A 14196-nucleotide genomic window follows, 5' to 3' on the forward strand; every position below is an offset into this window, starting at 1 on the left:
TTATATAACGATAACAAATGAGAGTAAATAAAAATTAGCAGTGAGCTATATAGTATCGGTAGGATCTTCACTAAGCTTCCCGCGATAAAATAAGAAAAGCCATATAAAACTAACAAAAATACAACATATAGCTAACAGGCAACCAATTACTTGCGGAGAAAGGGTTTCTAAAAGCCAGCCTGTAATAAACATAGATAGCTGAATGAGAGAACCATATATGGAATAATGAAATGAAAAAACTTTACCAATCATGTTTTCTTCGGTATACATTTGTAATAAGGTTGTGTCTAAAGGGACGATAATGCCCCCTGCGATACGCATGCAGAGTAAAGTAATAATACCGATAATAAGCTGATTGGATAGAACGAATCCGAGAAAGAAAAATCCTTGTAGTAAGTACGCCAAGCCAAATGCTTTTTTCATTGTCTCCTTATTTTTACATACATATAGATTAACGAATAGACTACCAATAATAAGACCTAATCCTTGAACAGTATATAAAATTCCAATATTAGCATGGAAGATCCTTTCGGCATAAATTGTTAAAAGAAGTTGATAAGCACCACCAATAATCCCCCATGAAACTCCGACAAGAATTAATGCTAATATAATTTTTTTCTGTAATATGTACGTGTATCCATCTTTTATATCCACAAAAAATGACTTTTTTATGTTAAATTTTTTGTGAGAAGGGATATTCAACTTATAAATGATTAAAGCGGAAACAAAGTATGATAGGCTATTAATGATAAAAGCGATTTCTATACTTAAAGCCTGGGCGATAATCCCACCTAATGAGGCGCCCATAATTGACATAAAGCCATTAACTGTACTAGAAAGTGTATTTGCAGTTACTAAATGTTTTTGCCTAATAATCATTTTTAAAGTTGATTGTTTAGCAGGCTCAAATAAGCAAGAGAGGACCGACAAACATATATTAGCTACGAAAATAATTTCAATCTTATAGGTTGCTAATAAGTAAGTGAGTACAATAACTCCTCTTAAAACATCGGTGGAAATCATAATCTTCTTTGTTGGAAATCGATCCACAAACCCTCCAATAAAAGGACTAAGAAGAAGTTGAGGTAACCCTTTACTCATAAAAGTTAGTGCGATAATAAACGGAGATTCTGTTACGCTATAAACGAATGTTAATAAAGCTACAGTATGAAACCAATCTCCCAGTACACTTAATGTTTGGCCATAAAACAGCTTTCTAAAGTTTGTATTTGTTTTAAGCAGTGTGGAATAAGAAACTGACATAAAAGATTAATCCTTATGTATTAATGATGCTTGAACTTGTCTTTTCCATTCACTTAAATACATGTTCTCTGCTGCAGAAAGTTCAACAGGTAATTGTGCAATCAATTCTAAACTATTTCCATCAGGATCGTTAAAGTATACGGAGGCGTGTGCCAATTCTGGAAAAACGATCGGTTCAATTGGCTCCATTCCAAAGTCTTTTCTTGCTGAAATTCCTTTTTGACTTAGCCAATGTATTGCATTTTCTAAATCAAGCAAGCTTACTTGGAAGGCAATATGTCGCAAAGATGGGTGATAAGTAACTTTGTATTCTGTTCCTTCCCAAAGTCCGAGCCAACTCTCATTTTCTTTAATCCAAAAGAAAGCAATAGCGTCACCTCTTGTATATAATTTTAGCCCTAGTGATTCATAAAAAGGTATTGATACTTCTAAGTTACGGACGGGTAAATGTGCCTCATAAAGACCTTTAATCATTGTAATCCCCCTTAGTAAAAATGTTTCTTATTTCATAGTAAACGATATTTTGTTAGATCAAATCAGAAATAAGAGGGATATAAATTCATACGAAAGTATGAAAAAACAGCTCAAATATGAGCTGTTTTCGTATAGTTTTTAGTTCATTTAGTAAGGATAGGATGATTAATATCCGTATCCGCCGCCACCCCAGCAGCTACATCCGATAATGATTAGAAGGATGAATAGTACGATAAGCAAAGCAAATCCACCGCCGAAACCAGCACAACTACCACCATAGCTCATGTGTTTTCCTCCTTTTTGTAAATTAATCTATATAATTCATGGACTACTATATACAATATGTTTTTCATGTGGAAAAGGAGCCAGTCTGTATTTGAATTAGACAAATGTCTGTGTGATTCAGGTTTTTCTATATTACATGTGCGGGAAATCTTACTAAATAAAGCGTTTACGGATTAAGAGTATGTTAAAAACGTAAAAATTGTAAAAAAAACCATTTTTATATTTTTTTATGAGGGAATATGTACTATAATTTTACAAGTAATATTATGGGAAAAGGGAGTTTTAGTTTAGAGATGGAGATGGGACGATTACAAAATAAAATAGAAAACAAAAAGAAAGAGTTAATTCAACTTGTTGCGAGACACGGATTGGATCATGATAAAGTTTTGTTATTTAGCCGAGATTTAGATATACTAATTAATAAGTTTATGAATGTAAAAGATAAGGTCCATAAATGAATAATTTATAGTTTTTTATATTAAGATATTAAACGAAAGAAAGGGGAGAAACGTTATTGGAACATTTACAAGATGAGCTTTATAAGCAAATAAAAGAAGAAAAAGGTACTGTTACAGTTTTCTTAAAGAGTGGTGTGAGAATAGTCGGAGAAGTTGCTGGCGTAGACAAATTTACAGTTTTAATGTTAGTAGATGGAAAGCAACAGCTGATTTACAAGCAGGCAGTATCAACAATAATGAAATAAGACACTCTAGTAGAGTGTCTTATTTCATTATTTCTTACAAGCTTCAACGTCAATGCCAGCAGCTAATAACTTCTTTTCTCCATCTTGTTCAATAAGTTTTTGTAATTTAGATAGGAAAGAGTCAAAGTTTGTATGTTTTGCGACTTGGAATGTCATTTTATGTTCAATTGGTAGCCACGTATTAATGTCAGCCTCGTTATGCTGAATTTTTACTTCCAATTTATCAAGCGCATTAGCAACTTTTGCTTCGTACGTTTCTTTCGCTTCAAACTCCATCCATAAATCATATAATTCCTCACCGAGAGAACCTGTTAATGTTTGTTTAATATTTAAAATTGCTTCAAGTTCATTTTTTTGTTTTTGTAATTGTAATTCGTGACTATTCATTGTATCAAAAGCAGGGATATCGCCAGCTTCAGCTTCGACTAGGTCGTGAATAATAACCATTTTAAGTAACTTTTCAATATTTACTTTTTGATCTAAATAAGGCTCAACTAAAATGGCCATTAGAGACATGCGCCATGTATGTTCGGCAACACTTTCTTGGCGTCCGTTAGAAAGCCAGCTATGTCGCATTTCGTATTTTAGTTTTTCTGCTAATGCAATGACTTGTAAAATGTTATGTTCCATCGTGATCCTCCTCTTATTTCCATACCATAATTCTAATATGGAAATGAAATGTGTCAATTTTATGAGTATATTGCGATAAATAGATGATAAGCGTATAATGAACGTTATATGTGAAAACGCATTATTAAAATAAAAAAATGTTTTATAAAAATGAAAAGGAAAGGGCAGGAATATGGGAGACGAAAAACAAGTATTTGCTAGACCAGAAAGAAAAAAAAGGAAGTTTGATATTTCTAGTCCAATGGGCATTATAGTAGGCTTCGCTATTGTAATAGCGGCGATCGTACTTAGTGGCGGTGGAATAAAAGCTTTTAAAAACTTCTTAGATATTCCATCTATTTTAATTGTCATAGGGGGAACGGCAGCGACAATTGTTGTGGCGTATCGATTTGGAGAAATAAAAAAATATACGAAAAGTATTTTTACTGTTTTACATAGAAGAGAAGAAGATTTAGAACAGTTAACGGATTTGTTCGTTGATTTTTCGAAAAAGTCTAAAAAGAACGGTTTGCTTTCTTTAGAAGTTGATGGAGAACAAGTAGACAACCCTTTTATTCAAAAGGGGATTCGTTTAATGTTAAGTGGCTACGATGAAGATGAATTAAAAGAAGTGTTAATGAAAGATATAGAAACAGAAGTGTATGAGCTAAGAAAAGGGGCAACATTATTAGATAAAATTGGTGATTTCGCTCCAGCTTGGGGTATGATAGGGACTTTAATTGGTCTTATCATTATGCTTCAAAATTTGCAAGATACATCACAAATTGGTACAGGAATGGCAGTGGCGATGCTAACGACATTATATGGATCAGTACTTGCGAATATGATTGCAATACCTCTTGCGGAAAAGGTGTATCGTGGTATTGAGGATTTATATACAGAGAAGAAGTTTGTAATTGAAGCAATTTCAGAATTGTATCGTGGGCAAATTCCTTCTAAATTAAAGTTGAAACTTGATACGTATGTGTACGAAACAAAGATAAAAAAAGAAAAACGAGCAGCCTAATATTTCAAGGAGTGGTATGATGATAAAACGACCGCAAAAGGGATCGCCTCGTTGGATGACGACTTTTACAGATTTAACGATGTTATTATTAACTTTCTTTGTATTACTAGTTGCTACATCAAAGCAGGATGCAGTAAAATTGTCAAAGATGCTTGAAAAGTTTAGCGATGCGGAGCAAGTAGATGCAAAAGTAATGGAAAATACAATACCAGATATAACACATGAAAAAAATGATGAAAAAATGATCTCAAAAAAGAGAATGGATGAATTATATAAAAAGTTAAAAGCATATGTAGATAATAACGGTATTAGTCAAGTGAATGTATATCGAGAAGATACAGGGGTAAGTGTCGTTATCGTAGATAATTTAATATTTGATACGGGTGATGCGAACGTTAAACCAGAAGCAAAAGAGATAATGAGTCAATTAGTCGGATTTTTCCAATCAGTACCAAATCCAATCGTTGTGGAAGGACATACAGATAGTAGACCTATTCATAATGAGAAATTCCCTTCTAACTGGGAATTATCTTCAGCACGAGCAGCTAATATGATTCACCACTTAATCGAAGTGTATAATGTGGACGATAAGAGGTTAGCTGCGGTAGGATATGCAGACACAAAGCCAGTTGTACCAAATGATTCACCGCAAAACTGGGAGAAAAATCGTCGCGTTGTTATTTATATAAAAGAATAGTATATTGTTATTTTAATAATAAAATAATAAAAATACGAAAATTCTTTTAAAAAAATATTAAATTTTATCATTTTATTTTGTATAATGAGTGAGAATGATAAGGTGAAATATTAAGATATATTTATACATAGAAGGAGAGAATCAAAAAGAATGGCACATAAAATTTTAGTTGTAGACGATGCGATGTTCATGCGAACGATGATTAAAAACTTATTAAAAAGTAATTCTGAATTTGAAATTATCGGTGAGGCGGAGAATGGAGTAGAAGCAATTCAAAAGTATAAAGAACTTCAACCTGATATTGTAACATTAGATATTACTATGCCAGAAATGGACGGACTTGAAGCATTAAAAGAAATCATTAAAATTGATTCAAGTGCAAAGGTTGTTATTTGTTCGGCAATGGGACAACAAGGTATGGTATTAGATGCAATTAAGGGTGGGGCGAAAGACTTTATTGTAAAGCCATTCCAAGCGGATCGTGTTATCGAAGCTTTAACAAAAGTAGCAAATAGCTAATATAAAAGGGGTGCCACAAGGAATCAAAACAGTGATAGAGGATACACGTGTGGCCCCCTTTTTTCTCGTTTTAAAACACTAAATTGTTATACATAAATGAAATGTTTGTTAGACAGGTAGGGGATTAAAATGCAAACAGATCTATTGAATATATTTTTTGAGGAATCAGAAGAACATTTACAATCGCTAAATGAAAATGTGCTAACTTTAGAACAAAATCCAGCTGATATGGATGTTGTAGGAGAAATATTCCGCTCAGCCCATACATTTAAAGGTATGTCTGCAAGTATGGAATTTGCGGAAATGGCGGATTTAACGCATAAGATGGAAAATGTGTTAGATGAAATCCGTCATGGGAATATCGTGGTCAATGCGGATATTATTGATGTGATTTTTGAGTGCATTGATAATTTAGAGAAGATGGTTGCAGATGTACAACAAGGCGGAATGGGTAATATTGATGTAGTTTCTACTAAACAGAAATTAGAAGCATTATTGCACGGTAATGTAGTAACGCCTACACAACATATAGAGCAAGATCATATAGGTAACGATGGTGGAGTTTCGCATGAAGTACATATAACGGTAGAACAGCAAGCTATTTTAAAAGCAGTACGTGCCATTATGTGTATAGAAGCATTGCAAAATGTAGGTAATATACAAAAAACTGTTCCGAGTATTGAAGAAATTGAAGCGGATGCTTTCGGATTTGAGTTCACAGTATTTATGGATACTGATTATAATGTAGAAGAATTGAAACAAGTAGTGCTTCATATTTCTGAAATTGAGAAAGTAGAAGTGAAGCAAGGACATACATCACAAGAAGCTGTGCAAATAGAGAAAATGATACAATCTTCTGCAGTTGCGCAGGTTGTATCACCTGTAGAAGCACCGAAACAACCAGCTAATACTACACCAGCTAAAAGCACAGTAAAAACGAAAAATGCTAAAGTGGAGAATCGCTCCATTCGTGTTCAATTAGAGAAAATCGAAACATTAATGAATATGTTTGAAGAAAGTGTAATTGAGCGTGGGCGCATTGATGAATTGGCACAAACGATTCAAAACAAGGAATTAATTGAGCATTTAAATCGATTAGGAGATATTTCAAAAGATATTCAAAATGTACTTTTAAACATGCGCATGGTTCCAATTGAAACGGTCTTCAATCGTTTCCCACGTATGGTACGAATGTTAGCGAAAGATTTAGGTAAAAAAATCGATTTACAAATTACAGGAGAAACTACTGAAGTTGATAAAATTGTAATTGATGAAATCGGTGATCCGCTTGTTCATTTAATTCGAAATGCAATTGATCACGGTGTTGAGACTGTTGAAAAACGACGTGATGCAGGTAAAAATGAGACAGGAACGATTAAATTAGAGGCGTTTCATAGTGGAAATCATGTCGTTATTCAAATTACGGATGATGGAAACGGTATTAATAAAGGGAAAGTATTAGAAAAAGCGATTAAAAATGGTGTTGTAACAGAAGCAGATGCGAATAGATTAACAGATCGTGAAGTGTTTGATCTTATATTCCAACCAGGATTTAGTACAGCTGAAGTTGTATCGGATCTTTCTGGGCGTGGTGTTGGATTAGATGTTGTAAAACATACGATTCATAGTTTAGGTGGACATTTAATTATTGATTCTGAGGAAGGAAAGGGAAGTACATTCAGAATTGAACTTCCGTTAACTTTGTCTATTATTCAATCTATGCTTGTTCAAACGAACGATAAGCGTTATGCTTTACCTCTTGGAAATATAGTGGAAGCAATTCGAATTAAGAGAGAAGACATCCAATCCTTACAAGGAAAAGATGTGTTAAATTATCGTAACCAAATTATTGAAGTGAAACATTTAAGTACAGTATTTGGTGAAAAAACAGTAGATGAGGCGTTTGCGTCATATGATGGTCAAATGGTTCCTGTGTTAATTGTTCGTAATACACATCGTAGCTATGGGCTTATTGTAAACACAATTATCGGTCAAAGAGAAATCGTCTTAAAGTCATTAGGTGACTTCTTTGCAGAGAGTTCTAACTATTTCTCTGGTGCGACGATTCTCGGTGATGGACGAGTGGTCCTCATTTTAAACCCAGAAGGTTTATAATAGGAATGAAGGAAAGCTCCCCACTTGTATACAATTGGGGAGCTTTTTGGTTAATTATTATGAATGTATAAAAATAATTATATAACTGGAAATAAATACAGCGTAACGATTTGTATAATCAGTTTGTTAAAATATAATGAGTGTAATAAATTGAGAGTTTATCCTGCTAGTTGCGGGTTAATAATCAGTGAGGAATGGATAGAAGTCCCACTGATTAAAGTGTCACTTTATATCATTAGATAGAAAAACAGAAATGAGGAGGCAGGGAAAATGCCTGAGCAACACACAAACGGGGAAACGAGCACAATTGTGCTAGAAAAAGAAAATGAGCATTTAACACCTCAAGAATGCGATATTCTTGGCGAAATCGCAAATATATCATTTGGTTCAGCTTCGACTGTATTATCAACAATTTTAAATAGGCAAGTAAACATTACTGCTCCTCGTGTAGAATTGGTAGATTTATATGATACAAGTGATGTTGAAGTTCCACATGTTGTGTTAAATATTCATTTTACAAAAGGATTAGATATGGAAAACCTTCTTGTTCTTAAGCAAGATGTTGCATTATCAATTGCTGATTTAATGATGATGGGGACAGGTGAAGTGGAAGAAGGAAAAGAACTTGGTGAATTAGAGCTAAGTGCTGTACAAGAAGCGATGAATCAAATGATGGGATTCGCAGCTACATCTATGTCGGAATTCTTCCAAGATACAGTAGATATGTCTCCGCCGACAATTAAAGTCGTAAAGCTATCAGAAGAGATGGAGAAAATCTCTGAAATAACTGGAAATAACACAATAGTTAAAGTATCGTTCGATCTAAAAATAGATAATCTTGTAAACTCTAAACTTGTACAAATTGTTTCGGTGGAACATGCGAAACGAATGATAAATAAATTACTACAATTATCTGGTGAAGTAGAAGAAAGAGATGAACCGGCGGAACTGGTTGAAACTGAGATTGTAGAGGAACATGTTGAAAAAGAGCATTTAACACAAGAAGAGAAAGATGTACTCGGTGAAATTGCGAACATTTCAATCGGTTCAGCTTCAACGGTATTATCAACGCTTTTAAATCAGCCAGTCACGATTAGTACACCAAATGTAGAGGCGATTAATGTTCGTCATTATGATGGAGTACCAGTGCCATTTGTCATTTTAAATGTCGACTTTGTTGAAGGGCTAAAGAATGAGAACGTATTCGTATTTACGAAAGATGTTGCCTTAACAATGGTAGATTTAATGATGATGGGAACAGGGGAAGTTGATCCGGAAAAAGAGCTTAGTGAATTAGAACTAAGCGGTATTAAAGAGATCATGAACCAAATGATGGGGCATGCTGCAACAGCGATGTCGGAAATGTTTCAAGAAAAAATGGACATGACGCCGCCAAATGTCAAATTTGTAACGTTAAAAGAAGAAATGGAATACTTGGGAGAGTCAATGGAAGTGGACGAACTCGTTCAAATTACGTTCAATCTTGAAATTGGCGATCTTCTTCAATCGAAAATGTATCAAATTTTACCCATTTCCGAAGCGAAAGAAATGGTAAGAAGACTTCTGTATCCAATGGTGGAGGAGCAAGAAGAGATTATCCCGGAAGAAATTGAAGAGGAAGAAATTGCGGCACCAGTTGTACAACCTATTGAATTTAAAGAAGTAAAACAGATTGAACCAGTATATATGGATACATCCATTCTACAAAATGTAGAAATGAACGTAAAATTTGTATTTGGAAGTACTGTGAAAACCATTCAAGATATATTAAGTTTACAAGAAAATGAAGCGGTTGTACTAGATGAAGATATTGATGAACCGATTCGAATTTATGTGAATGATGTATTAGTGGCATATGGTGAACTTGTAAATGTAGATGGGTTTTTCGGAGTAAAAGTGACGAAATCGCTATAAGGCGTTGAAATAGGAGTTTGAACGAGTAGATGAAAAACGTAAAGTTTTTTCTAATGAGTTGGCTATGTATACATGTGTGCTTGTTCTTCCCCCTGCAAAGTCAGGCGGAAGAACAAATTGAGCCAGAGCAAAAAATAAATAAATTGGAAGTAATAGAAGAAAATAAGAAACTTCAAGAACAGCCAGAGCAAGTAGAAATAAATCAAGGTGAAGATGAACAAAAAGAAGTGACGAATGAACAAAAGAGCGAAAGAAAGATAGAAACGGATCAAGGTGTTATTACAGTAAATAAGCCAGAGCTAAAAGTTGGCGAAGAAATGCGGATTACTGTAGAACCAAACGAGAAAGACATTCAAAGTATGAAAGGTATATTGCAGTTACAAAGAAATGGCGAGCAGTATGCACAAGAAAGAATGCTATCTTTTGAGTATGATGAAGAAACGAAGCGATGGATTGCTAACTATAAAGTCGAGAGTTTTGATTTACAAGGTGATTGGAATCTTCATCTCGTTCAAAGTTACAAAGAAAATGAGAAGGAAGAGCTCATAGAAAATGAAGTGAAAGTCCCGCTCGTTCGTATTGGAAATGAAACACCAACTATAGATAAAGAATTGCCGAAGTTACATAAAGTTACTATTGATGAAGCAAAAGAGAACTTAATTGAACGGAAACAGGGAGATTCTATACATATACGAGTGAAAGCTGTCGATGTAGAATCCGCTGTGAAAGAAGTGCGCGTTACATTAAAAGGAAAAGATGATAAAGAAATTCCCTTTTTATTAGACTACAACAAGCGTGACATGGATTGGCAAAAAGTATTTGAAATAACTGATGCCTTGCCAAATGGACAATATAAACTATTTGTAGAAATAGTGGATGCTGCAGGCAATAAACTTGTTGCGGAAAGTGAGTATATCGTTTCTGTTTTGGGACAAAAAATGGAAGATGATAAGAAAACAGAAGAGCAAGAGAATGAAAATAAAGTAGAAGATAAGAAAGAAATTAGTAAGCAAGAAGATTCGAAAGTAGAGATCGTGCTTCCAGAAGAAAAACTTCCAGTTGTTCAAATTCCGAAGCAAGACGAGAAAGTAAATGAGTTTATACAAGAAACATTGAAAGAGAAAGAGGAATTCCCTCACGTTATAAAAGATCCATTGGCAGATAATAAGGAAGTAAGTAATGTAAAGGCTCAAAAAGAGAAAACAGGTAAAAATGACAAGCAAGACGTTTCGAAAAAGAAAGCAGAGCCAGAAGATAAGAAAGAAGAAAGAAGTGAACAAGGAGTACAAGCTTCTAATGTGTTTACTATTATGTCAGGTTTATTTGTACTATTTTTAGTTTTAAAGAGTAATAAAGAATGGGGCTAATTATTTCGTAGTAGTGGAGGCATTTAAATGGAAATTAACCGTACGACAGTTGAAAATAAGACGCTACAACCATTAAAACAGCCTGCAGCTATTTCGGAACATGAAATTCAAAAAGAACGAAAGCATAGTAATTTAGTGTTTAGTGGGCAGTCTAAAATCATTTCGAAAAATAATGAAATAGGCATTTTACTTGCAAGTTTAGGCGACGGGAAAATTATGAAGGAAATACTTTCTAAAGAGATGGATACAGTGTTACAACTCTTTAAAAAGTTACATACGTTATCTGGAGAAGGTAAGCAAACAGAAAAAATATTTGAACAAGTAATTAGAAGTTTACAAGGACTTGCTAAGCAGGCGCATATAAAAGATCTTCCTTTATTAGATGGAACATATGATTTCGCTGAAGTACAACTATCATTTGGTAGAAAGGTACATATTCCGTTATTAGATGTAAGTGCACTTATCTCTAGAGTGGAGAGCGATTCTTCAGAAGGAAATATAAATTTAATGGTAACGGTTATTACTGCTTATATAACGAAGTTGTCTAACGAAACCATTTTAATTAGCGTTACAGACCGCACGGCAAAAGATCGGGATGTCAGTGTATGGAGAGCGCTCGCAGAAATGAATATGACACAATTGTCACAGGCGTTGAAACATACAATGCAAGAACATAAATGGTCTATGACGTTTCTGTTTCTCTTTATATGGATTGTTGGTATCATTTTAATTCGAGTTATATAAAAAGGTCGTCACTTCAATGTGACGACCTTTTTAATCCCGTAAAAGCCCGATTGGTATGGGCTGATTAAAGTTTCACTTTATATTTTTTCATAGAAGAATGTATCGAACCGCTGAAGGTTGTAACGTTCGGGTGTTAAAATTTGTTCTGTACTACCAACAAATAGTACACCGCCTTTTCGTAAAGAACGACTAAACTTTTCATAAAGCTTTACTCTTGCTTCTTCTGTAAAGTAAATCATTACATTACGACATATAATTAAATCATAATTTGTATCGAATGACTGCATTAAGAGGTCATGTTGTTTGAACGAAACGTTTTGCTTAATGTTTTGATGCAATGAATATGTATCATTCTCTTTTGTGAAATGACGCTCTTTCAAATCGATAGGTAATTCTTTTAAAGAACGTTCTGTATATTGACCGCGTTTCGCAGTTTCTAAAATATGAAAATCAAGATCCGTTGCTTGAATTTCATAGCGAAATGGAGATAGATGTTTTGATAAAATTAAAGAGAGTGTATATGGTTCTTCACCGGCAGCGCAAGCAGCACTCCATATTTTTAATTTCCCATTATTTTGTTCAAGTAATTTTGGCAGTGCTTTCGTCTCTAACGTTTGCCAGCGTTCTTTATTTCTGAAAAATTCTGAAACGTTAATTGTAATATAGTCTATAAAACTTAAAAATAAATTTTGATCGGTACGTAAATGATTTAAGAAATTTACGTAGTTGTCAAATCCTTTTCTTGAAATGAAAGCATCGATTCTACGGCGCATTCTATCTTGTTTATACGAAGCGATATCCATATTGAATTGTTGTTTAAAACTCGCGATAAAATGATCATAATCTTGTTCAATTATCATATTTACAATGGGCACAATAATGATATTGTGCCTCCCCCTTTACATCATACGAATTTTTTGTTCAAAGCTTTTTTTCATCTGTTTTTCATGTAAACCTGGTAAATCATAAATAACAGCATCAATACCCGCTTCTTTTGCAACGTCAATGGGAATGACAGATGTATGTTTGTCCCCGTTATAAAAACAGAGAACTAAATCGGTATCTTCAATAATTTGTTTTACAAAAAACATAAAATCTGATCGATAAATGGAGTCGGAAGGATGATCAAAAGCAACATACTCGGCTCCGTGTTTTTTTAAGTAATGAACGACTTCTTGAAATTCATCTGTTAATGCTTGTAACGGTTGTAGCGTGTAAAGGCATAAATTTTGAGCGAGTCTTTCGTTTTCGATGAAAAAACGAAGAACTTCATTTTCGATAGATTTATAACATAATATGTAAATTTTATGTTTGTGAGCATAGTCAGTTAAAAATTTTTTAATTTCATCTTGATCTAATGCCGTTAATTGATTTGAACCACAAAGAAAAATATTCATAGAATTGTGCCACCTCATGCTAAATTGTAACATATCTTTTATAAAAAATAACTGCAAAATATTACTGTTCAGAGTATAATTATAAATAACTGGATTTTACGATTAAGTTTAGGAAGAAATAAAAAAATAAATAGGTGATATATATGCTACGTTCTATCTCGCATAATCCAATTTTATCGCATATACCGCCTGCTACTCAAATGCCGAAAGAAGCAAATGTCAGGACAGGACTTGCATTTTCGGATAATTTGCATGCAGATCCGAAAAAAGATAAATTGCTAGAACAAATGGAAGCGTTTGTCGATAATATTGGAGAAATAAAAGAGAAAATTGAAATGGAATTAACGCTTGATAATGTCATGGAATACAAAAATACAGTGAAATCATTTTTGAATTTTTACGTAGATAATGTATTGCAATATAAAGACGTTATGTCTCGTCATCCGCGTTATGGATATTCACAGAAAATGACGATTGTGAAACAAGCAGAAATGGGATTAAATGAATTAGAAGATGTGATGAACTTAATTAATACAAAAACTGGACATTTAGAAATGTTAAATCAAATTGGAGAAATCCACGGTTTAATTGTAAATTTAGTCTTGTAAAAGGAAGGAAGCTATATGTACATACAATTATATGAGAAGCTCGTTATTATTCAAAAAGCATATGAAAACATTCAAACGCTTGGAGAACAAATATATGAGAATTTAAAACATAAAAATGTAAATGCAGTTCAAAAGTTGCAAGTAGAGCAATTGCAGTACATTGATGGTTTAAAAGGATTATCGAGCGCATTTGAAGAAATGGTTGTTCAGTTTTGTAAAGAAAAGGGCGTTGAACCATCTCGCGTGAGTGCATTATTTTCGTATTTTTCCCATGAAGAAATTGAAAAAATGGAAAAAACACAAAAAAACGTAGTTGAATTAGAAGAGAATGTAAAAATGATTCTTTTAAAAAATCAATATTACTTAAACGTACTATTAAAAACTACAGAAAGCATTGTGGATTCCGTTTCTGAATATAATTTGGAGCGAAACAATAATTCGCAAATCTTTATGAATGAACTATTGTAAAGGAGA

Annotated in this window: 17 protein-coding genes; 11 read left to right on the forward strand and 6 right to left on the reverse strand. The window is 33.5% G+C overall.

The annotated features are described in order from the left end of the window. Nucleotides 1-45: 45 nt before the first annotated feature. The 3 genes from JDS98_RS04900 to JDS98_RS04910 form a co-directional block, all read right to left on the reverse strand. On the reverse strand, nt 46-1263 hold the full coding sequence (locus JDS98_RS04900; RefSeq protein WP_098710917.1) for an MFS transporter: 1218 nt from the start codon (nt 1261-1263) through the stop codon (nt 46-48). A gap of 6 nt (nt 1264-1269) precedes the next feature. Then, a complete protein-coding gene (locus tag JDS98_RS04905; RefSeq protein ID WP_199633609.1) occupies nt 1270-1737 on the reverse strand; it encodes a VOC family protein in 468 nt (155 codons plus the stop codon). A gap of 165 nt (nt 1738-1902) precedes the next feature. Continuing rightward, nucleotides 1903-2022, reverse strand: a complete 120-nt coding sequence (locus JDS98_RS04910; protein WP_000120179.1) for a YjcZ family sporulation protein — start codon at nt 2020-2022, stop codon at nt 1903-1905. A gap of 239 nt (nt 2023-2261) precedes the next feature. Between JDS98_RS04910 and JDS98_RS04915 the strand changes: the two genes are divergently transcribed. Further along, the gene (locus JDS98_RS04915; RefSeq protein WP_000291696.1) at nt 2262-2480 is read left to right on the forward strand and encodes an aspartyl-phosphate phosphatase Spo0E family protein; all 219 of its coding nucleotides are present in this window, start codon (nt 2262-2264) and stop codon (nt 2478-2480) included. Nucleotides 2481-2536: 56 nt separating this feature from the next. Further along, a complete protein-coding gene (gene hfq, locus JDS98_RS04920; protein ID WP_000400654.1) occupies nt 2537-2725 on the forward strand; it encodes an RNA chaperone Hfq in 189 nt (62 codons plus the stop codon). 27 nt (nt 2726-2752) lie between these two features. Here hfq and JDS98_RS04925 read toward each other — a convergent pair whose 3' ends face one another. Next, nucleotides 2753-3355 (reverse strand): HD domain-containing protein, encoded by a 603-nt coding sequence (locus JDS98_RS04925; protein ID WP_097957098.1) that lies wholly within the window; start codon nt 3353-3355, stop codon nt 2753-2755. 172 nt (nt 3356-3527) lie between these two features. Between JDS98_RS04925 and JDS98_RS04930 the strand changes: the two genes are divergently transcribed. The 7 genes from JDS98_RS04930 (at nt 3528) to JDS98_RS04960 (ending at nt 11717) form a co-directional block, all read left to right on the forward strand. After that, nucleotides 3528-4361 carry a flagellar motor protein MotP gene (locus JDS98_RS04930; protein WP_000502107.1) on the forward strand — a complete coding sequence of 278 codons (834 nt, stop codon included), beginning with the start codon at nt 3528-3530 and terminating at the stop codon, nt 4359-4361. A 19-nt stretch (nt 4362-4380) separates the two neighbouring features. Beyond that, nucleotides 4381-5058: an OmpA family protein gene (locus JDS98_RS04935; protein WP_000596044.1), complete on the forward strand. Its 678-nt coding sequence runs from the start codon at nt 4381-4383 to the stop codon at nt 5056-5058. 150 nt (nt 5059-5208) lie between these two features. Continuing rightward, a complete protein-coding gene (locus JDS98_RS04940) occupies nt 5209-5577 on the forward strand; it encodes a response regulator (RefSeq protein ID WP_000940571.1) in 369 nt (122 codons plus the stop codon). A 129-nt stretch (nt 5578-5706) separates the two neighbouring features. Continuing rightward, nucleotides 5707-7692, forward strand: coding sequence for a chemotaxis protein CheA (locus JDS98_RS04945; protein ID WP_098710915.1), 1986 nt, complete (start codon nt 5707-5709; stop codon nt 7690-7692). 270 nt (nt 7693-7962) lie between these two features. Continuing rightward, on the forward strand, nt 7963-9606 hold the full coding sequence (locus JDS98_RS04950) for a flagellar motor switch protein (protein ID WP_098710914.1): 1644 nt from the start codon (nt 7963-7965) through the stop codon (nt 9604-9606). 29 nt (nt 9607-9635) lie between these two features. Continuing rightward, nucleotides 9636-10973 carry an Ig-like domain-containing protein gene (locus JDS98_RS04955; protein ID WP_098710913.1) on the forward strand — a complete coding sequence of 446 codons (1338 nt, stop codon included), beginning with the start codon at nt 9636-9638 and terminating at the stop codon, nt 10971-10973. A 27-nt stretch (nt 10974-11000) separates the two neighbouring features. After that, complete coding sequence (locus tag JDS98_RS04960) at nt 11001-11717, forward strand: hypothetical protein (protein ID WP_098710912.1); 717 nt, start codon at nt 11001-11003, stop codon at nt 11715-11717. Between the two features lie 77 nt (nt 11718-11794). On the opposite strand, the gene cheR is transcribed toward JDS98_RS04960, so the two are convergent. Both cheR and JDS98_RS04970 read right to left on the reverse strand, forming a co-directional pair. Beyond that, nucleotides 11795-12577 carry a protein-glutamate O-methyltransferase CheR gene (gene cheR / locus JDS98_RS04965; protein WP_000582868.1) on the reverse strand — a complete coding sequence of 261 codons (783 nt, stop codon included), beginning with the start codon at nt 12575-12577 and terminating at the stop codon, nt 11795-11797. Between the two features lie 39 nt (nt 12578-12616). Beyond that, on the reverse strand, nt 12617-13114 hold the full coding sequence (locus JDS98_RS04970) for a hypothetical protein (RefSeq protein WP_001020087.1): 498 nt from the start codon (nt 13112-13114) through the stop codon (nt 12617-12619). 143 nt (nt 13115-13257) lie between these two features. Between JDS98_RS04970 and JDS98_RS04975 the strand changes: the two genes are divergently transcribed. Together JDS98_RS04975 and JDS98_RS04980 are read left to right on the forward strand one after the other, a co-directional pair. Then, the gene (locus JDS98_RS04975; RefSeq protein ID WP_000946323.1) at nt 13258-13722 is read left to right on the forward strand and encodes a YaaR family protein; all 465 of its coding nucleotides are present in this window, start codon (nt 13258-13260) and stop codon (nt 13720-13722) included. Nucleotides 13723-13737: 15 nt separating this feature from the next. Beyond that, nucleotides 13738-14190 (forward strand): hypothetical protein, encoded by a 453-nt coding sequence (locus JDS98_RS04980; protein ID WP_098710911.1) that lies wholly within the window; start codon nt 13738-13740, stop codon nt 14188-14190. The last annotated feature ends 6 nt before the right edge of the window (nt 14191-14196 follow it).

The sequence above is a fragment of the Bacillus cereus group sp. N11 genome, assembly GCF_016483605.1.
GTDB lineage: Bacteria > Bacillota > Bacilli > Bacillales > Bacillaceae_G > Bacillus_A > Bacillus_A toyonensis.